A 20901-nucleotide genomic window follows, 5' to 3' on the forward strand; every position below is an offset into this window, starting at 1 on the left:
CCGCTGGACGCCGAGGCTCCCGCGCAGGTGATTGCGACGGGTGCCGCCGACACAGCCGTCGAGGCCGTTCCCCATCTGCCGAGCCCGGAGAACCTGCCCCCGGGCACCAGCGACGCCCCGGTGGCGCCGAGTCAGCCCCGGCTGACCTATCTGCGGGACCTGTGGCACGCCATGCAGACCCAGGAGGTCAGCGGCGGTGACGCGCTGCTGCTGCTGACACAGCGGCCCATGGTCGCCGACGCCACACCTCCTGCAGGCCTGCCCTTGGGCCCGCAGGCCCCGGTACCTGCCGCGCCGCCGCCGGCACCCGCCGCGCCGCCGCTCAGTCCTTAACCGCCGGCGACCGCTGCCAGCGGCGCGGGTTTGATCCGCGCCGGTACGTGCTTGTGCCAGGGCGTCCCGGCGTAGGCATCACGCCACGCACTGGACGTGAGAGAGTTCGGTGCCACCCCGCGGCGGTGCTCATGGCCGTCGCTGTCGGCGAAGTCGAGTCCGTAGCCGTTGGGTATCGAGGCGTGGCCGGACATCATCGTGTCGCTGACCTCGACGGTCACCTCCGCTGCTCCCGCCGCGGTCGTGACCCGAGCGCGGCCACCGTGGGTGAACCCGAGGATCTCCGCGTCCTCGACACTGACCCGCAGCGCGCCGTCGAGGTCGCGCTTGCGCCAGGACGGGTCCCGGAAGATGTCGTTGGCGGTGTACGCGCGACGCTCACCGGCCGACAGCACGATGGGGAACTCCGGCGACGTCAGACCCTCCGGCGCTGCTGCCAACCCCCGCACCTCGGCGATCATCTCCGGGATCTCCAGCGCGATCCTGCGGTCCGGATGGGAGATCAGCGTGAAGTCGTCCTCGTAGTCGTGGACGGTGAACGTGACACCGGAGCGACCTTCCAGAATCGCGTCGAACAGTGCGTTGCCGTCGGCATGCCCGGCCCGCGCCACCGCCTCCGGATAGGTCATCGCCGCCTTCTGCGCCAGCCCCCACAGCGGTGCCGCCCAACCGAGCCCGTCGGGCAACGTCGGACCCAGGGTCTCGTACAGCACGAACTGCAACACCTTTCCCAGCGCAGGGTTGGCGCCGACGGCCTGGAGAAACGCCTCGGTGAACGCCGCACGTCCCAACTCGGCCGCGCGGCGCAGCGGAATCAGTTCGGCCTCGTCGACAACACCGAGGGCGCGCATCAGGCGTGCCCAGATCTCGGGCTCGGGCAGGGTCCCGGGCAGCGGTTCCAGCAGTCGGTGCCGCAGATGGAAGGTGTTGTGCGGGAACTCCAGGTTGAAGAACGTCGCCTCGACCTTCTCGAACTGCGTCGCCGCGGGCAGGACATAGTGCGCCAGCCGGGCCGTCTCCGTCATCGCCACATCGATGACGACGAGCAGCTCGAGTTCGGTGAACGCCCGGGCCACCGCGTGCGAGTCCGCCATCGAGTGCGCCGGATTGCTGCTCTCCACGATCATCGCGCGGAACCGGTCGGGGTGGTCGGTCAGAATCTCCTCTGGCACGACGTTGCTCGGCACCAGACCCCCGATGATCGGCGCACCGGTCACCGGGGTTCGGCCGACTCCACCGGCCCGGAACAACGGCGCGAACGACGAATGCAGCTGCTGGCCAACAGGTTTGGCGAAGTTCCCGGTCAGGATCCACAGCATCTTGTCGAGGTACGAGCACAGGGTGCTGTTGGGTCCCTGCTGAACGCCGAGGTCCTCGAACACCGCGACGCTGCCGGCCGTGCCGATGCGGCGCGCCGCGGCACGCAGTAGGTCTTCGTCGACGCCACAACGCTGCGCGTATTCACCGACCGGCACCTCCCCGAGGACCTCCCGCACCGCGCCGACGCCGGTGACGTGATCGGCGAGAAACGCCTCGTCGCAGAGACTCTCCCGCACCAGCACGCCGGCAAGGGCCGCCAGGCACCATGCGTCGGTGCCCGGCCGGACCCGAAGGTGGAAGTCGGCCATCTTCGCTGTGTCGGTGATCACCGGGTCGATCACCACCATCGACCGCGTCGGGTCCTTGGAGATCTCGTTGAGTACCACCCGGGCCCGCGGAAAGCTCTGCGACATCGACGGGTTCTTGCCGACGAACACCGACACCTCGGCATGCTCGAACTCGCCGCGTACGGTTGCCGTAGAAGTGGGCGTCGATCCAGTGCTCGCCGGTCTTCTCCTGCGCCAGCGCATTGGAACGGTAGTGCGAACCGAGCGCCTTGAGGAATGCGCCACTGTAGGCACCGCCGAGGTGGTTGCCCTGTCCGCCGCCTCCGTAGTAGAAGATCTTGTCGCCGCCGTGGGTGTCGGCGATCGTCCGGAACCCGGCAGCGATCTCGGAAACCGCGGTGTCCCAGTCGACTTCTTCGAAGGTGCCGTCCGGCCGCCGGCGCATGGGGGAGGTCAGGCGGGCGTGGTTGTTCTGGTAGTGGTCGAGGCGCACGCCTTGTTGCAGGTGTAGCCGCGCGAGGCAGGATGGTCCTTGTCGCCGCGGATCCGGGCCAGGGTGCGACCCTCGCGCTGAACCACGATGCCGCAGTTGCATTCACACAAGATGCACGCCGTGGGCTGCCAGGTGCCGGGTTGGTCGGTCATCGCGGTGTTCGCTTTCGTCCGGTCGGTGGGGTCTGGGCATCGATCAGCGACCGGAGCTGGGCGCGGACGGTGTCGAGGGGCTCGAGGTCGCGCGACGCCCGCGCGATGACGAGGGCCCCTTCGAACGAGGACAGGACCAGCAGCGCCAGCGCGCCGGCCTGCTGCGCGGGCACCCCATCGGCGATCAGCCGCTGCCGAATCACCTTCCGCCAGCGGGCGAAGGCTGCGGCGGCCCGCTCGATCACGGGTTGCGCCTGGTCGAGTTTTGCGGGGTCACCGGCTTCGACGGCCACCGCAACCACCGGACAACCTGCACGAAAGTCACTGCGCTGCAATTGCTTACGATACTCCGCAAACAGTTCGTCGAGCGCGTCGAGGGCCGAGGTCGCCGCGTCGAGCCTGGTGGCCATGTACTCGCCGGCGTAGTCGACCGCTTCGCAGAGCAACTGCGTGCGTCCGCCGGGGAAGTAGTGATACGCCGACCCGCGAGGCGCTCCGCTGTGCGCGAGAACGTCGGCGATGGCGGTCGGATGCGCACCTCGTTCCCGGATCAGCAGTGCCGCCGAGACGACCATGCGTTCACGTGGGCTCGTCACTTCGGGGACCGCCTTCCTGCGCGCTATGTATGTAACCCTACATAATCTGGAGCCACAGGTGAAGAGAATGCGGACGTAGGATTTGCCGGTGCCCAGTGAATCCGACTCACGTCTGCGTGATCTCACGCTGTTGCGCCGGGTCCGCGACCGGATCGATCGGGAGTATGCCCAGCCGCTGAACGTGGACACGTTGGCCAGGGGCATCAACATGTTGGCCGGGCATCTGTCGCGTCAGTTCAAGTTCGCCTACGGCGAGGCGCCGTACTCATACCTGATGACACGCCGCATCGAGCGTGCGATGGCGCTGCTGCGTCGCGGTGACCGCACCGTGACCGAAGTGTGCTTCGCAGTGTGGTTTCGTCGTTGGGAACGTTCAGCACACGGTTCACTGAGCTGGTCGCCGCCCAGCACCTACCGCGACAAGGCCGCGGGATCTACCGCGGGCCTGCCGCCATGCGTGGAGAAGAAGATCACCAGACCGATCAGGAATCGAGAAGCACCGGGCTGCCAGTCCGCGTCGGGCGTAGCGGCGTAGGCCGATGCGGTCTTTGAGATGTCCGATGACGGGTTCTACGGTCGCTGAACGGCGTTTGTATCGCCGTGCCTGATCAGGTTTCGCAGCGTGTGGCGCATAGCGTCTGCCGGTGGCAGCTCCGGCGGTGGCGAGCCTTGGGTGGGGCGGTGTTCGGCGTCGTGTTGGGCGTCTCGGCCACAGCCGGGTGCGATCAGCCGCTCGGGGCCAGCGCTGGTGAGGTTGGCTTCGGTGAAATATCCGTTGTCGGCCAGGACTAGCCCGATCGTCTTGCCCAGCACATTGACCTGGGTTGTCGCCGCAGCCAAAGCCGGTGTCCAACAGTGCTGATCGTTGGCGTCTTGGGACACATGCACCCCGATGATGAGGTGGTCGTCAGAGCACAGGATCTGGCTGTTGTAGCCCTGCACCGATCCGCCGCCGCGGCCCTGCACCATCAACCGGGCCTGCGGGTCGGTCAGATTCACCACCGGTCCGCCCTTTGGTCCGCGGCGGGCTTGAAAGTAGACGCGTTGACGCGCCGCTGAGCCACGCCGATCGACCAGTCCCGCCGCCTGACGCTGTTCGGCGTCGGCCAGCCGCGCCTGCGCCTTGCGGATCAACTTGCGAATGTCGCCGCGCTGCTGGGCTTGTGGAGTTCCGCGCACGTCGATCAGCGGGGCCAGCCGCTGCTGTTGACGGGCCAGTCGGGCCCGCCACAGCCGGACCTCGTCGACGCCTGCCGGCGGGGGCCCCGTCATGACCTCACCGGCCTCGACACGCTGCAGATACTTCTCTTGGCGGTCGGCGGCGGCGGCGGCCTCGCCGACCGCGGCCTCGGCGATCTGACGAGCCCGCTCGCGCACCCACTGCTGAGATCGGTTGGCCGACATCGAGGCGTTGGCCGCGATCTTGGTGCCGTCGATCGCGACTGATTCCACCCGCACCATCCCGGCCTGGGCACACAACCGCAGCACCTGAGCGAACACGTCGACCAACGCAGCATCGTGCTCGGCGCGGAACCGCGCGATCGTGGTGTGATCCGGGGCGTCCTGGGCGCACACCACCCGGTAGGCGACGTGATCGGCACACAAGCGCTCGATGCGCCGCGAGGACCGCTGCCCCGTCGCATAGGCGTACATCAACAATGCCAACATGTCCGGGTCATAACCCGCCCGCCCAACGCCGCCGGTGCGTCGACGCTGGTGAAACGCCGATGTGTCCAGCTACTCCACGGCATCGAGAACGAACCAGACCAGATGATCATCAGCAAGCCAACCAGCCATGTTCGGCGCCAACAAGAACTGCTGATCACGCTCCACCGGACGATACGAACGAGCCATACCCCATCGTTTCGCGATCACCCGCTAAGACAAAGGACCTCCACCGGCATTTCGCAACAGCCACTGAGTGTGACGAACTGCGCCGACGTCACACGCTGGCGGCCTCGTTGAGCTCGTTGAGGGTGGTGGTCGCCTCGAGGTATTCCTGCACCCAGCGTTCGATGACTGTCGAGGTCTTCTCCACCTTCTCGAACTGTCCGACGACCTGGCCGACGGGGTTGAATGCGACGTCGACGGTCTCGTTCGGGTACTTGTGCGTCGCGGCGACGGCGAGACCCGAAACCATGAACTGAAGCGGCATCCCGAGCGGCTTCGGGTTGTCCGGGTTCTCCCAGGCGTCGGTCCAGTCGTTGCGCAGCATCCGGGCCGGCTTGCCGGTGAACGAACGGCTCCGCACGGTGTCACGGCTGCCCGCCTTGACGTAGGCCGCCTGCTGCACCGGGGTGTTCTCGGCTTCCTCGACCATCAGCCACTGCGAACCGGTCCACGCGCCCTGGGCGCCCAGCGCCAGCGCCGCAGCGATCTGCTGTCCGCTACCGATGCCGCCCGCGGCCAGCACCGGCACCGGAGCGACCTCCTTGACTACCTGCGGCCACAGCACGATCGAGCCGACCTCGCCGCTGTGCCCACCGGCCTCGCCGCCCTGGGCGATGATGATGTCGACATCCGCGTCGGCGTGCTTGCGCGCCTGACTGGGTGAGCCACACAACGCGGCCACCTTGCGACCCTCGGCGTGGATGTGCTCGATCATGTCCTTCGGCGGGGTGCCCAGCGCGTTGGCGATCAGCGTCATCTTCGGATGCTTGAGCGCGACCTCGACCTGCGGGGTCGCGGTGGCCTCGGTCCAGCCGAGCAGCTGCAGCGTGCTCTCGTTGTCCTCGGCGGTGAGCGGAACGCCGTGGTCGGTCAGGATCTTCTTCGCGAAGTCGAGGTGTTCCTGTGGGACCATGTCCTGGAGCATCTTCGACAGCTCGTCGGCGGACAGGTTCGCGTCCATGCCCTCGTACTTGTTGGGGATGACGATGTCGACGCCGTAGTTGTGGTCGCCGATGTGCTCGTCGATCCAGTTCAGCTCGATCTCGAGTTGCTCCGGACTGAACCCGACCGCGCCGAGCACACCGAAGCCGCCGGCCTTGCTGACCGCCACCACCACGTCACGGCAATGGGTGAAGGCGAAGATGGGGAACTCGATGCCGAGCTGATCGCACAGGGGAGTATGCATAGTTCGCTCCTGGTGGGCCGATAGGCACGTTCACGACAAAACTGAAACGTGTTCTACTTTAGTACACCACGGCGGACACCGAGAATGCCCCTGCCCGTCGGCGACATCCGCAGCACCGGCCAGCCCTGCTCGGCGGCCGTGGCGGCCAGGCCGCGGCGGGGGTTCACCGGCCGCGGATGCCCGACCAGAGCCATCAACGCGGCGTCCTCGTCTCCGTCTGCGTAGAAGTAGCTGCGAGTCAGGTCGATAGCGCTGGTCGCGCAGAATTCCTGGACCGCTGCAGCCTTCTGCCTGCCCCAGATGACGGGTTTGGTGATGCGACCGGTCAGCCGGCCCGCGTCGTCCACGTCGAAGTGGTTGCACAGCACGTGGTCGATCTCGAGAAAGCGGGCAACCGGTTCGGCGTGGATCGTCAGCGCCGAGGAACTGAGGACCACCGTGTGGCCACGCCGCTGGTGGGCGAGCACGATCTGGCGCATCGCCGGGTACACCCGCGAGCGCACCCGCTCACCGAACAGGCGTTCGCCGACGTCGTCGAGTTCCGCCAACGACTCCCCGTGCAGATAGCCGGCGGCACGCACCAGCAGCCGTTCGAAGTGCATCCGGCCGAACCGGTAGCGCATGGACGCCTCGATCACGCCCAGCACCTCGCCGATTCGCGCCTGACGACGGCGTATCCGGTCACCGGCGTGCGCGGTCGCGGTGAAACCGTCGACCAGGGTGCCGTCGAGGTCGAAGAACGCACCGATCCGGGGACCCGGCGGACTCGCATCGATCTGCGTGAGGGGATCTACCCGGTTCGCGGCGTCAGCGCTCAAAGATCCGCTCCTCGTCCAGAATCTGCGAGATGGAAAGATGGCTGTCAAGCGCTGTCACGCAGGGTGGACACACCATGCTACGGGCGTTGTCGGCACTGCTGGTTTAATCTGTGGCCGGATCGCAGCAGACGATCACGGTAGTTTGGTCTTGCCGGGTTCAGGATGCAGCCTGCGCGAGCGGCACTTTAGTGCTCTCGCAGTATGCGTGGAGCCGCCTGACATGGAAGGTGAACCTTGGACGAGCAATCAACCGAAGACACAACCGGTACTTTCGGGGCGACATCTTCATCGAACTGTGTGGTGACCGAGCGATGGGTCAATCGCGTCGCCGTCGTGTCGGTGTCCGGTGTGGTCGACATGCTCACCTCTCCCCAGCTGGAGACAGCGATCGACGGTGCGCTCGGGCAGCAACCGGCCGGCGTGGTGATCGACTTCACCGAGGTCGAGTTCCTCGCTTCCGCCGGGATGGGCGTCCTGGTCGCGGCACACGACAAGGCCGGCGCGGAGGTGTCCTTCAGCGTCGTCGCCGACGGCCCGGCGACCAGCCGGCCCCTCAAGCTGGTGGGTATCGCCGACATTGTCAGCCTGTTTCCGAACCTCGACGAAGCCCTTGCAGCCCATCAGACTTAGGAAAGCCGCGTAGGAACGTGATTTCCGGGGTAGCCCACCGACTGCCATGATCGATTCCATGCCGCCGACTGAGGTAGCCAACTCAGAACGCTTCGAGCGATTCGGACTCGAAGCCGACGCACAGGCGGTATCCCGGACCCGCCAGGAATTCACGCAGTGGCTGCAGCGGTTCTTCGATCTGGACGCCGTACGGTGCAGCGATATGGTGCTGGCCATCAACGAAGCACTGGCCAATGCCGCAGAGTTCGCCTACCGACTGGCCGACACCCCCGGCACCATGGACATCCAGGCCACCTATCACCCGGCCGAGCAGAAGCTGTGGGTGGAGATCTGCGACCGCGGCACCTGGCGGCCCCGGCAGACCGATCCGGCGCCTCGTACCCGGGGCCGCGGCATCCCGTTGATGGAGACGCTGTCCGACCGGGCCGCGATCGAGACCTCCACGGACGGCACGCGGGTGCGGCTCGAATGGAACGGGATCGGCCGGCGCTGAGCGATCACAGCCGCCGGTAGACACCCTTACCGGTCGCCAGGGGCAGGTCGAGCGTGGTCCGGATGCCGGGGCTGAAGGCGACGACGTCGGGGATGGCGTTGACGATCCTGCCGGCCGCCGCCAATATCGCTGCATAGTTGTGGTCGCCGTTGCGGCTGGTCGGCGCGATGTCCATGACGTAGGAGGGTTCTCCGGTGATCTCCACCCGGTAGGACCCACCTTCCTGCGCAGGCTGGGCCCAGTCCGGCCGCAGATCCCCGCGTAGCCGTGTCACATGTTCGACCACGATCACCGGGTCACCGTCGACGACCCCCTCGATCTGGAAGCGCACCGCGGCCACGGTGCCCTTCTTGATGGTGCCGACCGCGACGTCGAAGTCCTCGGGCGCGGGTTCCTGCTCGATGGAGTCCCTGATCTCGTCCAGCTCCACGCCCAGACCCGCTGCGAGCTGACGGATCCCCACACCCCACGCCGAACTCAGCATGCCGGGCTGATAAAGGAACGGCAGGTCGCCGAGCTGGTTGCCGAACCCCATCACGTCGAACATCACCGTCGCCCCGTCATAGGTGGCGTAGTCGGCGATCTCCATGGTGCGGATCTGTTGGATGCTCTGGCAGGTACTCGGCAGCGCGAGCGGCAGCAGGTCGGTGACGAACCCGGGATCCACCCCGGTGATGAACAGGCTTGCATTGCCTTGTCGCGCTGCGGCTTCCACCCGTTCGATGGTCCTGTCGGGGATGACACCCCACGGGTATTCGAGGAAGCCGGGAGACGAACCGACGACGTTGATGCCCGCATCGAGGAGCCCGCGGACGTCGGCCAGCGCTTCGCGTGCACGCACATCTCCCATCGCGCAGTAGACGGCACAGTCAGGTGCGGCCGCGATGATCGCGTCCATGTCGTTGACGGCTGTCACGCCCGTCCTCACATCCAGGTGCGCCAGCTCGCCGGCGTCCTTGCCGATCTTGGCCTCCGAGGAGACCCACACTCCGGTCAGGTCGAAGCGCGCGTCTTCGATGAGCTGACGCAGCGCCAGACTGGCGCAGTTCCCGGTACCGATGAGCGCCACACGATACCCATGGGAGCAGTATGCGTGCTGAATTCGGAAATTGAAACAGGTTCTAGTTTCTCCGCGGCCGTGCGGTAATCTGTCGCCCCATGGGACGCGTGGACGGAAAAGTAGCACTCGTCAGCGGCGGGGCGCAGGGGATGGGCGCCGAGGACGCCCGGGCGCTGGTCGCTGAAGGCGCCAAGGTGGTCATCGGCGACATCCTCGACGACAAGGGCAAGGAGCTCGCCGAGGAGATCAACGCCACCACAGCGGATTCCGCGCGGTATGTGCACCTCGACGTCACCCAAGCCGACGACTGGGAGTCAGCCGTCGCCACCGCGGTCAGCGAGTTCGGCAAGCTCAACGTCCTGGTCAACAACGCGGGCACGGTCGCGCTCGGTCTGATCGGACAGTTCGACATGGCGAAGTGGCAGAAGGTCATCGACGTCAACCTCACCGGCACGTTCCTCGGCATGCAGGCCTCGGTGGAGGCGATGAAGGCCGCCGGCGGGGGCTCGATCATCAACGTGTCCTCGATCGAGGGGCTGCGCGGCGCCATCATGGTGCACCCGTATGTGGCGTCCAAGTGGGCGGTGCGCGGACTGACCAAGTCGGCGGCACTGGAGCTTGGTGCGCACCAGATCCGCGTCAACTCCATCCACCCCGGGTTCATCCGGACCCCGATGACCAAGCACTTCCCCGACAACATGCTGCGCATCCCGCTGGGGCGTCCGGGGCAGCCCGAAGAGGTCGCCACCTTCGTGGTGTTTCTGGCCAGCGACGAATCGCGGTACTCCACCGGTGCCGAGTTCGTCATGGACGGCGGCCTGGTCAACGACGTCCCCCACAGATAGGGACCCGCAGGTCGAGGCGGCCGGCGCCTCGAGACATGCGTAGTGTCGTCTTCCGTGAGCGCACGGGCCGGAATCGTGGTGACGGGGACCGAGGTCCTCACCGGACGCGTCCAGGACCGTAACGGCCCCTGGCTCGCCGACCGGCTTCTCGAATTGGGCGTGGAACTGCGCCACATCACGCTGTGTGGCGACCGCCCCGCCGACATCGAGGCCCAGTTGCGGTTCCTCGCCGGTGAGGGCGTAGATCTCATCATCACCAGCGGCGGTCTCGGCCCGACCGCCGATGACATGACGGTGGAGGTCGTCGCCCGATTCTGCGGCCTGGACCTGGTCCTCGACCAGGCGCTCGACGCCCGGATCGGTGAGATCGTCCTGGGCCTGATGAAACGACGGACCGGCGGCCAGATCCTCGATGCCGAGGCCGTGCGCGCCGCCAACCGCAAACAGGCGATGGTGCCGACCGGTGCGGTGGTGCTGGACCCGGTGGGCACCGCGCCCGGCGTGGTGGTCGCCGGCACGCCCACCGTGGTGGTGCTACCCGGCCCACCGCGCGAGCTGCAACCGATGTGGCAGGCGGCCGTCGCCACCGAGGCCGTGCAGCACGCCATCGCCGGCCGGACGCAGTACCGGCAACAGACGGTACGGATGTTCGGCCTGCCCGAGTCCGGGCTGGCCGACACGCTGCGCGACGCCGAGCAGACCGTCCCGGGTTTCGACCGGTTGGAGATCACCACCTGCCTGCGGCGCGGCGAACTGGAGATCGTCACCCGGTACGAACCGCAGGACGCGGGCGTCTACTCCGACCTGCTGATGGTGCTTCGTGAGCGGCACGCCCGCGAGATCTTCTCCGAGGACGGCGCCCTGGTCGACGACCAGGTCGCCGGACTGCTCGACGGCCGCAGCATCGCCACCGCGGAGTCGTGCACCGCGGGATTGCTGGCCGCCAGGCTGACCGAGCGTCCCGGCTCGTCGGCCTACGTCGCCGGGGGTGTGGTCGCCTACTCCAACGCGGCCAAGGCCGAGGTGCTCGGGGTCGACGCCACGCTGATCGAGACGCACGGCGCGGTCTCCGAACCGGTGGCCGAGGCGATGGCCCGTGGGGCGCTGCAGCGTTTCGGCGCCGACACCGCGGTGGCGATCACCGGGGTGGCGGGACCCGGCGGTGGCACGGCGACCAAACCGGTGGGCACGGTGTGCATTTCGGTGGCGCTGGCCGAGGGCACCTCGCTGACGCGGACGTTGACGCTGCCCGGCAACCGGACCGATGTCCGGGAACGCTCGACGACGGTTGCCATGCATCTGTTGCGACGGACGCTGACCGGCAGGGGATAGGGTGACCCCTGACAAGAAGGGATCATCGATGGTTGACACCGACGACCGGCAGACGATTTCCGCGATCGCCGAGCAGGCGGGGTGGAATCACCGTGTCGCCGATCGCAGCGACTACTTCAACAAGGGTGTGGTTCGTGTGCACATCGTGTGGCGCGGCGACGCCGCGATCAGCGGCGGCACGCTCTATCACGACGACTTCCTGCAGACCTACAGCCGGGATCTGCCGACGGTGCGCGGCTGGTTGAAGCGCTGACGACGGTCGGTCACCGGCGAGCGTCGTAGGCGTCCCACATCTCGTTCATGGTGATCATGATCGCCTCGGCTTCGCCCAGCCCACCGAGGTGGCTCTCGCCCGGCAACGGGTAGAGCTCGGCATCAGGCAGCATCCCGACCACATGCTCGCCGTGCGAGTACGGCACGATGTGGTCGCAGTCGCCATGCCACCAGCGCACCGGGACCTTGACCTCGTCGAGGCGGAATCCCCAGTCGCGGGCGAACACCACGACGTCGGCGAACGGTGCTGACAGTTGTTTGCGGCTGCCGTTGAGCAGGTCGTCGAGGAACATCGCCTTGACTCGGGCCGCACCAGCAGCCGGCGGTCACCTTCGGGCGAGATGCTGGCGTCCAGGTACAGGGCCGGTTCGGCGATCGGCTTGACCAGCCGGATCACTCCGGTGGCGACGATGCTCAGCGGCGTCCCCGCCTTCTCGAGCACCGGGGCCACCGCGAGCCCCACGTTGCCCATCAGCCCGCCGCCGATACCGTCGCTGCCCCGGGTCGGCGCGACACCGCCGAGCACCCCGACGGCGACCACCCGCTCGGGCATCGCCGCCGCGCAGCCCAGCGTGTACGGGCCGCCCCCGGACAGACCGATGATCTCCATCTTGTCGATGCCCAGGGTGTCGGCGATGGTGCGCAGGTCGTCGGCGAAGTCGATGACGCTCGCGTACTCGTGCGGTGTCGACGAGCCGATTCCGGGACGGTCGACACCGATCAGCCGGATGTGGCTGTGCTCGGCGTAGAGGCGCGCCTCGACGGGGATCTGCCGGCGCGCCGGGGGTGCGGTGCAGCCAGAACACTGCCCGGTGCAGCAGGACGGTCTCGTCGGGGGCCATCAAGCTGCACCCCGACGGGCAGTGCCCCGGTGTGCCCCAGCGGCAGCGACACCGCCGCCCACCCGGTGACGTTGGCCAGCGACGTCCATCCGGTCGTGGCGAACTCCACGTCGAAGAACGCCCGGGTTGATCCGCGGGGTTGGTCGAGCAGCCGATACGGCGGGGGAGCGGTGAGCAGGGTGGGCACCAACAACACATCGTGGTCTGCCATCTGCCCGGCGAACCGTCGGGTTTGGGCGTGCACCGCCGCGATGGCGGCGGCGTACTCGACGCCGCTGGTGTTGAGTCCCTCGCGGACCATCACCCAGGTACTCGGCTCGAACTCGTCCTCACGCGGTTCCCGGCCGAGGTGATTGCGCGCCAGGTCGTGGAGCTGCGCATTGCTGACGTTGTGCAGCACGGCGATGGCATCGCCCACGACGTCGGCGTCGATGGTCGGGCCGCCCAGCTCGATCGAGTGTCCGAGGTCGGCGAGCAGCGCCGCTGCCTGTTCGACGGCACTGACCACGGCCGGGTCGGTGGCCGGACCGGGAAACGGCGACGCGGTGGCCATCACGATGCGCTGCGGGGCCGGCTTCGAGGCGATCGCCTCTCGGAACGGCACGGCCGGAACCGGCACCGAGTAGGGGTCGCCGATCCCGGCGCCGGCGACGACGTCCAGGAGTGCGGCGCTGTCGCGGACGGTGCGGGTGAGCGCGTGTTCGTTCACCAGCCCTTCGAGGCCGTGTCCGGCGCCGGGGGCGAATGAGGTGCGCGCGCGGCGCGGTTTCAGCCCGACCAGACCGCAGCACGCGGCGGGCACCCGGATGGATCCGGTGCCGTCGCCACCCGAAGCGGCGGGCACGATGCCGGCCGCGACCGCCGCGGCAGATCCGCCGCTGGATCCGCCGGGGGTGGCCGACGGCGACCATGGATTGGCGGTGGCGCCGAACAGCGACGGCTCGGTGGTGCAGTGGTTACCCCATTCGGGGGTGTTCGTCTTGCCGAACACGACGAGGCCCGCCTCGAGGTAGCGCTCGACGATCCACGCCGACTCGCGGGCGACGTATCCGCGTAGGGCACGCGACCCCATCGCCTCGGGCGCATCGGCAAGCGACGCCCCGAGATCCTTGAGCAGGAACGGAACTCCGGCCAGCGGGCCGCCTTCCCCCCGGCGCAGGACACCGGCGGCGTCCAGGGCGGCGGCCTGTTCGCGACCACGGTCGAACAGGTCGGTGATGACAGCATTGAGCTGCCTGCCCGCCTCCAGCCGGATGATCGCGGCGTCGAGGAGTTCGGCCGCCGACACCTCACCGGCAGCGGCGAGCGCGGCCTGACCGACCGCATCGGTGTCGGCGAGTTCGAACGCCGTGCGAGAATCCATGACGCGGATCCTCCTGCGACCGGAGGGAGCCGGCAACTCGGGTCAAGGCCCCGGAGGGTGCGGCGTCCGATCGGGTGCCGGCACGCGGTTGTCGCGTTCGGTGCGCACCGCCGAGTCGACGATCGCGAGAGCGATCAGGATGTCGGCGGCCGTGATGAACAGTCCCCACCAGTACATCCACCGCACGGTGGGGTCGGGCTGGACCGCGAAGTACACCACCAGAAAGATCGGTCCGACGATCCCGAACACGAACGTCATCGCCTGGATACGCAGATACAGCCACAGTGTGGACATCGAACAGAAGTGTCCTGGGCGCAACCGTGCACGTCAACGCTTCGCGTGGCCGCTCGCGACGTCCCGGATGAGCGCAGTTTGATGAGACGATCTAACCTTATCGGCAGCGCCAATTGCAGCCCAGATGTACCCGACGAACGGATCTTGACACATGTCCCGAATCACGCGCATCACCCGCGCGGCCGCGGCCATGGCCATCTCGGTGTCGGCGTTGGCCAGCGGGATCGGTGCCGGTGCGGCGTCGGCCGACACGGCCGAGACGTTCCTGCCCTTGTCCCAGGCCCTGCGGCGATGTGACTTCAGCGAGATGGTGTACGTCGGCGGTACCGGTTACGGACGGGCGACCGCGCAGGTGCGCGCCGACGGCGGGGACGTGGTCGCCGACATCCAGTTCGCCACCGGCAGGCCCAACACCCGCTACGAGGTGCGGCTGATCCAGGCACCCCGGTCGTCCGCGGTGCCGTGCAATGCCGGGGACGCGGGGGTGGCCGGCAGCGCGCTGTTCACCGACGCTGCGGGCGCCGCGGGCATCACGCTGCGCGGCCCCATCATGTCGGGGGCCACCGGGGCCTGGGTGATGATCACCCGGCCCAGCGCCTACTCACAGATCCCGGCCGAGTTCTACACCACCGACACCATCGCCGAGTTCTGAGCCGGCTGCCGCCCGACCGCTCACGCAGGCACCAGGATGGTCAGATGGTCGCCGCGCCGCTGCACCCGCATCCCGGCGCGACGGGCCACCGCCGCGACGGCGGCCGCGTCCGCCGGCTCGGATCGGCTCGTCGACAGCGCGCGGGCCAGCCGGCCCTTGTGCGCCTTGTTGAAATGACTGACCACTGTGCGGCGCCCGTCGGCATGCTCGGTGACCACCTCGACGGTCACCGCACCGGGCACTCTGGCGAGTGCGGCGTAGGAGCCCGAGCGTAGGTCGACGACCAACTCGTCTTCGGCGATCGCAGCCAGCACCGGTTCGAGTGTCGGTCGCCAACGGGCGGCGAGGGTCGGCCGGCCCGGTAGCCGCGAGTCGGCCGAGAGACGGTAGGCCGGGATCCGGTCCTCGGCGCGCACGAGCCCGAACAGTGCCGAGACCACGGCCAGTCGGGCCCGTGACCGCGCAACCGCGGCGCCGCGCAGCGAACCGACGTCCAGGGCGTCGTAGAGCACGCCCGTGTAGCGGTCGATCGCCGGCATCGTCGGGGCCGTGCGCAGGGCCGCGTTGCGGTCGATCTCGGCAACCTGACGGGCTGAGACGCCCAGCGCACGTCTGCTTGCGTCCCGATCTGCCGCCAGCTCGACCAATTCGCCGATCAGGTCGGCGCGCAGCGGACGCAGGGCCGGCGAACTCAGCGTGTCCAGGGACAGGGCCGGGCCGTCTCCGCCGTCTCGCTTCGTCTCCGACGGGGGCAGCAACACGATCACGAGTCAGACGCTAATGGGTGCCCGGCAGGGCGCCGACGACGGTCAGACCGGTGCGCCGGGAGGTGGCGGCGGGACTTCCTCGCCCATCAGCACGACCGGCCCCGCCGGCGCCGGTGGTAGCGGCGGCGGAGGCGGGGGCCCCATCGGTGGTGGCGGTGGCGGAGGCGCCATCGGGGGCGCCATCACAGGGTCGGCGGCGGGTGGCTCGTTGGCCGGCATCGGCAGGAACATGTGGTTGGTGAACTGGTCCTGGTAGGCACCGCCACCCCCGACCTTGACCCCGCCGCCTTCCCCGGAGGACACCGGGGTGCCGTCGGGCAGTGTCACCGCGGTGTGCCCGCTGTTCCAGCCGACCACCAGCGCGCCCGGTTCTGACCCGTGCTGGAAACCGCGGGCGAGCAGCGCGCTCTCGATGTTGCCGGTGTGGAATCGGTCGCCGTAGACGGGCCTGCCGGTCGCGGCGTTGGTCACCCACGACACCAGGCCGGAGCAGTCCGTGCCCGCTGGGCTGTCACCACCGGTGACGTACGGCGTGCCCGACACCTGGTTGACAAGCGTCAAGAGTGTTGCGAGAGCAAACATGCGACGGGACATTAACAGCGGGTCTCTAAAACGACCAAAATCTGTGATGGCATTCACAATTGCCGTGACTGTGACGTGTGCCTCACGAAAAACGTTGTGCTGCGTCCTCATTGGCCGGCCGTTGCCGGCATGCCGGAACTAAAGCCAAATCAATTTCGCAACAACCTTTTTCGGGTTTCGATGAGCTACAGCAGCGGCAGATGTCAGCTCGCCGACGCGGCGTTCACGCCACTACGCGCGGCGGTCGGCCGCAAGACGTCAGCCCTGTTCAGCGATGGGCCAGCAGCAGTGGAATCATCTGCTCGGCGTCGGTGAGTGACCCGTGCTGCCCGACCAGCGAAGATTCGATCGGCTCAGCGGTGCGGCGCAGCACCCCCGCCGAGCCCCTGGCGGCAACGACCACATCTCCGATGCGCGGCCGGACATCGTCGGCAATCCGGTCGCCGAACCAGCCGGCGGCGATGGCTTCGTCCCGGCTGGTGACCCAGGCGCGGTCGGCGAGCACGTCGCGCCACACGGTCAGCACGTCCTCGACAGCGCCACCCCGGGTGTAGAGGTGGCGGGCCCGTACCTCCCCGCCGACCGCCTCCACGCCCTCGCGCAGCGATTCGGTGGCGTCGATGTCGACCACGTCGGCCTCGTCGAGCGACACCATGCCATGATCGGCGACCACCGCGAGCAAGCCGCCGCTGGGCAGGTTCTCGACGATGGACTCCACCAGCCTGTCGACCTGCCGCAGTTGCATCCGCCAGGCCGGTGACCCGGGACCGTGGAGGTGGCCCACCAGATCGAGGTCGGCGTGGTAGCCGTAGCAGAAGCCACCGTCGGCGATCGCGGTCGCGGCGGTGGCGGCCAGATCCCCCAGAGCGTGCACGCCGAGGTAGCGGCCACCGCGCAACACCGCGCGGGTCAGCCCCGATCCGGTGAACTGGGCCCCGGAGATCACGCTGACCGCAACGCCCGCGGCGGCGGCCCGCTCGAACACCGTCGACCGGGGTTGCACCGCTTCGGGAGGCAGTCGATCACGCAGATCCTCACCCCAGGGGTGCGGACGCCAGCGCAGCGCGTTGACGACCCCCACGTCGGGCAGCCGGAACGTCATTCCGACCATTCCGTGCTCACCCGATCGGCATGCCGTACCCACCGAGGCCAACCCTGCCGCGGTGGTGGACGGAAAGCCGACCTGCAGCGTCAGCCCACGCAGACCGGCGAGCACCGGGGCGTCGGCGGCATAGGTGTCCAGGAGCTGCGCGCCCAGCCCGTCGATGAGCAACACGCACGCTCCGCCGACGTCGGCGGCCAGCGGGATGCGCGGCTCGAAATCGGCGACTCCCATGGCGGCCAGCACCGAGGGCACCACATCGGCCAGATGGGGGAGTGCGGGATCGGGGCGCGGCAGTTCCATGTCAGAACTGCGGCAGCCGAACCACCTGCACGAAGAACTCGTCGATCTGGCGCACTGCGTTCATGAACTGGTCGAGGTCGACCGGCTTGGTCACGTATGCGTTGGCGTGCAGCTTGTAGCTGCGCAGGATGTCCTCTTCGGCCGACGACGTGGTCAGCACCACCACCGGGATATGGCTGAGATCCGGATCGGACTTGATCTGTTCCAGCAACTGCCGCCCGTCGTACTTCGGCAGGTTCAGGTCGAGCAGAACCAGGTCCGGACGGGGGGCGCCCTCGTAGGCGCCGCGCCTGTAGAGGAAGTCCAACCCCTCCTCGCCGTCGTGAGCGACGTGCAGATTGTTCTTGATCTTGTTGTGCTCGAAGGCTTCCCGTGTGATCAGTTCGTCTCCCGGGTCGTCCTCGATCAGCAGGACGTCGATGGCGCGCTCGGCCGGTGTCATGTCGGTGATCCTTCCAGTACAGGGGTCTCGGTGTCAGCTACTGCAACGGGCAGGGTGAAGCGGAAGCGGGTGCCCTCGGTGTAGGAGGTGTCTATCCAGATGGTCCCGCCGTGGTGCTCCACGATCTTCTTGCACAGTGCCAGCCCGATTCCCGTGCCGCTGTACGCGTCGCGGCCGTGCAACCGTTGGAAGATGACGAAGACCTTGTCGACGAACTCCGACGGGATGCCGATGCCGTTGTCCGCCAACGAGAACGACCAGTGCCGGCCATCCTCTCCGGTGTCGTCGTGGCAGTCGATGACGATGCGCGGTACCACGTCCTCGCGGCGGAACTTCATGGCGTTGCCGATGAGGTTCTGCCACAGCATCGCCATCAGGGTGGGGTCACCCTTGATCGTCGGCAGGCCGTCGGCCGGACGCTCGATCACCGCGCTCGTCTCCTCGACGGCCGTGGAGAGGTTCGACAGTGCGTCGTCCAACGAGGTGTTCAGGTCGACGTCGGTCTCGGTGGAGTTGAGCCGGCCGACCCGCGAGAACGTGAGCAGGTCGTTGATCAACACCTGCATCCGCTTGGCCCCGTCGACCGCGAAACCGATGTACTCGATGCCGCGCTCGTCGAGCTGGTCGCCGTAGCGCTTCTCGAGCAGCTGGCAGAACGACGTGACCTTGCGCAGCGGTTCCTGCAGATCGTGTGACGCGACGTAGGCGAACTGCTCCAGCTCGGCGTTCGAGCGCCGGAGCTCCTCGGCCTGGACGTCCAGCGCCTCGGTGGCCGCCTGCGACGCCTCGAGTTCCTCGACGATCTGTTCCCGCATCTCGTCCACGTCGAGGGCGATACCCCGGATGTCCTTGGGTCCCATCGGGCGGATGGGTTCGCCGAAGTTCCCGCGTGCGATGCGCCGGCACGACGCCGCCAGGGCGTCCAGCGGTCGCACCACCGCCTGGCGCAGCAACACGGCCAGCAGCACCATCGTCACCGCGAAAGCGCCGAGCATCGCCACCAGCACGCCGTTACGCCAGGAGCGGATCTGTTCGAGCTCGGCGATACCGTCGCTGCGGGCCTGCTCGAGATGGTCGTTCTGGACGTCGAAAAGGGCTCGCAGACGGTCGAATTCAGTTCTTCCGAGCGCGGTGGACTCATCGGCGATGACGTTGACGTCACCCGAGCGGACCGCACCGATCAGCGGCTCGGCAAACGATGCGCGCCAGGAGCCGGAGGCCTGCTCGATGGCATCGAGATCCTCGAGCAGGTCCGGACGGTCCTGCTCGAGGATCCGGATGTCCGCCGACGCCTGCTGCTCGATCAGCCGGCCCTCGTCATACGGGGTCAAGAACTGCGGATCGGCGGTGATGAGATACCCGCGTACCGCCGTCTCCTGGTCGCGCAGCGCGCCCTGCAGTTGGTAGGCCGCGACCCGCGCGGGCTGGATGTTCTCGATGAGCTGCCCGGACACCTGGTCGGTTCGATTGAGCAGCACCGCCACGGTGATCCCGCCGACGAGCACCACCATCCCCATCACCGAGAGCACGAGGTACTGCCAGCCCTGGACGGTCAACTGCGCTGCCCGCACCCGGCGTCGTGAGCTCATCGCCGTACCCGTTCGACCCGCACCACCGCGATGTCATCGGCGATGCCCCCGCTGGACTGCGCCTGCTCCTCGACGGCATCGATCAGCGCGTCGACGAACGCGCGGCCGGGCAGGGCGGCCAACGATCGGGCCAGCTCGAGCAACCCCGCCTCGCCGAGCCGTTCGTTGCCTCTCCCGACGTGCCCTTCGAACAAGCCGTCGGTGAGCAGCACCAGGCCTTTGCCCTCGGGCAGATCCACCTGCTGGGGCGTCCAGTCGCCGGCGTGCAGGCCCAGCGCCGGACCACCCGCCGGCTCTACCCACTCCACGGTGCCTCCGCCGTGCAGCAGCATGCCGGGATGACCGGCACGCACCGCGGTGAGCAGCGTGCCCTCCGGCGGAATCGCCAGACTGAGCACCGTCGCGAAGATCCCCTTTCCCGCGCGTTCGGCCCGCAGCATCCGCTCCAGCTGCCGCATCCGGTCCGCACCCCGCAGTCCGGCGAAAGTCAGTGCGCGCCAAGCAATGCGCAGGGCGACCCCGAGCGCCGCCTCATCCGCTCCGTGACCGGCCACGTCGCCGATCATCACGTGCACGGTACGGTCCGGGGTCTGCACGAAGTCGTAGAAATCCCCGCCGAGCAGGGCGTTCTCCCGGCTGGGCCGGTATTGGGTGACGATCTCGACGCCGGGACTGTCCAGCAGCAGAGGGGAGGGGAGCAGGCCGCGCTCCAGCCGGGCGTTCTCTCTGGCCCGCAGCTGACTGGCGTGCAGGTCGACTGCGGTCAGCTCGGCGCGCTTGCGTTCGATGGCGTAGCGCACGGCGCGGCGCAACGCCTCCGGGTCGACCCGACCCTTGACCAGATAGTCCTGGGCGCCCGACGCCACCGCCGAAACACCGACGTGCTCGTCGTTGAGGCCCGTCAACACGACGACCGGGACCGTCGCGTCCTGTTTGGCGATGCGGGTCAGCCCGTCGATCCCGTCGGCGTCGTGCAGGTGCAGATCCAGCAGGATGCAGTCGGGCCGGGCACGGGCGATCTCCTGCTCTGCCTTGGCCATCGACTCCGCCCAGACCACCCGGGTGTCGAAGCTCGCGTCGGCGACCAGTTCCTCGACCAGGATGGCGTCCGCGCGATCGTCCTCCACCAAAAGCAGCGACAGCTCTTCGCCGTCATCAGGCACGCGCATGCGCTCCCGAATCCCCCATGGCACGCAGTCGCGGCGCGCACCGACACCCTCGATTGACAATTTCCCGAGAATACCCTGGGCGGCGGGC

The 20901-nt window shown here is 68.1% G+C and carries 18 protein-coding genes and 5 pseudogenes; 8 read left to right on the forward strand and 15 right to left on the reverse strand.

The window, feature by feature from the left end:
* Positions 1–333 (forward strand): annotated as a pseudogene (locus tag WA944_RS14695) (hypothetical protein); the annotation flags it as partial.
* Here the strand turns inward: WA944_RS14695 and WA944_RS14700 are convergent.
* Positions 330–2585, reverse strand: a pseudogene (locus WA944_RS14700) (molybdopterin-dependent oxidoreductase). The pseudogenes WA944_RS14695 and WA944_RS14700 sit on opposite strands and share 4 nt — an antisense overlap.
* On the reverse strand, positions 2582–3181 hold the full coding sequence (locus WA944_RS14705) for a TetR/AcrR family transcriptional regulator (protein WP_526373723.1): 600 nt from the start codon (positions 3179–3181) through the stop codon (positions 2582–2584). The pseudogene WA944_RS14700 and the gene WA944_RS14705 overlap by 4 nt, the downstream one beginning before the upstream one ends.
* Before the next feature lie 88 nt (positions 3182–3269).
* Between WA944_RS14705 and WA944_RS14710 the strand changes: the two are divergent.
* Positions 3270–3716 (forward strand): annotated as a pseudogene (locus WA944_RS14710) (helix-turn-helix transcriptional regulator).
* 35 nt (positions 3717–3751) lie between these two features.
* Here the strand turns inward: WA944_RS14710 and WA944_RS14715 are convergent.
* From WA944_RS14715 to WA944_RS14725, 3 genes are all read right to left on the reverse strand, one after another.
* A complete protein-coding gene (locus WA944_RS14715) occupies positions 3752–4918 on the reverse strand; it encodes a transposase (RefSeq protein WP_526647079.1) in 1167 nt (388 codons plus the stop codon).
* Between the two features lie 205 nt (positions 4919–5123).
* On the reverse strand, positions 5124–6257 hold the full coding sequence (locus tag WA944_RS14720) for a nitronate monooxygenase (RefSeq protein WP_526373725.1): 1134 nt from the start codon (positions 6255–6257) through the stop codon (positions 5124–5126).
* Positions 6258–6310: 53 nt separating this feature from the next.
* Positions 6311–7075, reverse strand: a complete 765-nt coding sequence (locus tag WA944_RS14725) for an HAD family hydrolase (protein WP_526368668.1) — start codon at positions 7073–7075, stop codon at positions 6311–6313.
* A 234-nt stretch (positions 7076–7309) separates the two neighbouring features.
* Between WA944_RS14725 and WA944_RS14730 the strand changes: the two genes are divergently transcribed.
* Together WA944_RS14730 and WA944_RS14735 are read left to right on the forward strand one after the other, a co-directional pair.
* Entirely contained in the window at positions 7310–7705 is a 396-nt protein-coding gene (locus tag WA944_RS14730) for an STAS domain-containing protein (protein WP_526368670.1), read from the forward strand.
* A gap of 46 nt (positions 7706–7751) precedes the next feature.
* Entirely contained in the window at positions 7752–8198 is a 447-nt protein-coding gene (locus tag WA944_RS14735) for an ATP-binding protein (protein ID WP_526368672.1), read from the forward strand.
* Positions 8199–8202: 4 nt separating this feature from the next.
* On the opposite strand, the gene WA944_RS14740 is transcribed toward WA944_RS14735, so the two are convergent.
* Complete coding sequence (locus WA944_RS14740) at positions 8203–9267, reverse strand: NAD(P)H-dependent amine dehydrogenase family protein (protein WP_526647077.1); 1065 nt, start codon at positions 9265–9267, stop codon at positions 8203–8205.
* Positions 9268–9356: 89 nt separating this feature from the next.
* Between WA944_RS14740 and WA944_RS14745 the strand changes: the two genes are divergently transcribed.
* Genes WA944_RS14745 through WA944_RS14755 form a run of 3 tightly spaced genes read left to right on the forward strand, consistent with a single transcriptional unit; the run spans position 9357 to position 11688 of the window.
* Positions 9357–10103, forward strand: coding sequence for a glucose 1-dehydrogenase (locus WA944_RS14745; protein ID WP_526368676.1), 747 nt, complete (start codon positions 9357–9359; stop codon positions 10101–10103).
* Positions 10104–10157: 54 nt separating this feature from the next.
* Positions 10158–11435, forward strand: a complete 1278-nt coding sequence (locus WA944_RS14750) for a competence/damage-inducible protein A (protein WP_526368678.1) — start codon at positions 10158–10160, stop codon at positions 11433–11435.
* 28 nt (positions 11436–11463) lie between these two features.
* A complete protein-coding gene (locus WA944_RS14755) occupies positions 11464–11688 on the forward strand; it encodes a hypothetical protein (RefSeq protein ID WP_526368680.1) in 225 nt (74 codons plus the stop codon).
* Between the two features lie 10 nt (positions 11689–11698).
* Here WA944_RS14755 and WA944_RS14760 read toward each other — a convergent pair.
* From WA944_RS14760 to WA944_RS14770, 3 genes and pseudogenes are all read right to left on the reverse strand, one after another.
* Positions 11699–12520: pseudogene (locus WA944_RS14760) on the reverse strand (alpha/beta fold hydrolase); the annotation flags it as partial.
* 76 nt (positions 12521–12596) lie between these two features.
* Positions 12597–13913 (reverse strand): annotated as a pseudogene (locus tag WA944_RS14765) (amidase); the annotation flags it as partial.
* Between the two features lie 42 nt (positions 13914–13955).
* Positions 13956–14207, reverse strand: coding sequence for a hypothetical protein (locus tag WA944_RS14770; protein WP_526368682.1), 252 nt, complete (start codon positions 14205–14207; stop codon positions 13956–13958).
* 151 nt (positions 14208–14358) lie between these two features.
* On the opposite strand from WA944_RS14770, the gene WA944_RS14775 reads away from it, so the two are divergent.
* Positions 14359–14859 carry a hypothetical protein gene (locus WA944_RS14775; RefSeq protein WP_526368684.1) on the forward strand — a complete coding sequence of 167 codons (501 nt, stop codon included), beginning with the start codon at positions 14359–14361 and terminating at the stop codon, positions 14857–14859.
* A 20-nt stretch (positions 14860–14879) separates the two neighbouring features.
* Here WA944_RS14775 and yaaA read toward each other — a convergent pair whose 3' ends face one another.
* The 6 genes from yaaA to WA944_RS14805 form a co-directional block, all read right to left on the reverse strand.
* Positions 14880–15626, reverse strand: a complete 747-nt coding sequence (gene yaaA, locus WA944_RS14780; protein ID WP_526647078.1) for a peroxide stress protein YaaA — start codon at positions 15624–15626, stop codon at positions 14880–14882.
* Between the two features lie 42 nt (positions 15627–15668).
* On the reverse strand, positions 15669–16208 hold the full coding sequence (locus WA944_RS14785; protein WP_526374832.1) for an NlpC/P60 family protein: 540 nt from the start codon (positions 16206–16208) through the stop codon (positions 15669–15671).
* A 268-nt stretch (positions 16209–16476) separates the two neighbouring features.
* A complete protein-coding gene (locus WA944_RS14790) occupies positions 16477–17613 on the reverse strand; it encodes an alkaline phosphatase family protein (protein WP_526374830.1) in 1137 nt (378 codons plus the stop codon).
* Between the two features lies 1 nt (position 17614).
* Positions 17615–18055, reverse strand: coding sequence for a response regulator (locus WA944_RS14795; protein WP_159230765.1), 441 nt, complete (start codon positions 18053–18055; stop codon positions 17615–17617).
* On the reverse strand, positions 18052–19644 hold the full coding sequence (locus WA944_RS14800) for a sensor histidine kinase (protein WP_526374828.1): 1593 nt from the start codon (positions 19642–19644) through the stop codon (positions 18052–18054). The genes WA944_RS14795 and WA944_RS14800 overlap by 4 nt, the downstream gene beginning before the upstream one ends.
* The gene (locus WA944_RS14805) at positions 19641–20813 is read right to left on the reverse strand and encodes a PP2C family protein-serine/threonine phosphatase (protein ID WP_526374826.1); all 1173 of its coding nucleotides are present in this window, start codon (positions 20811–20813) and stop codon (positions 19641–19643) included. Before WA944_RS14805 ends, WA944_RS14800 begins: the two co-directional genes overlap by 4 nt.
* Positions 20814–20901 lie beyond the last annotated feature (88 nt).

Origin of the sequence: Mycobacterium sp., from assembly GCF_049683355.1 — a bacterium.
Taxonomy (GTDB): Bacteria; Actinomycetota; Actinomycetes; order Mycobacteriales; family Mycobacteriaceae; genus Mycobacterium.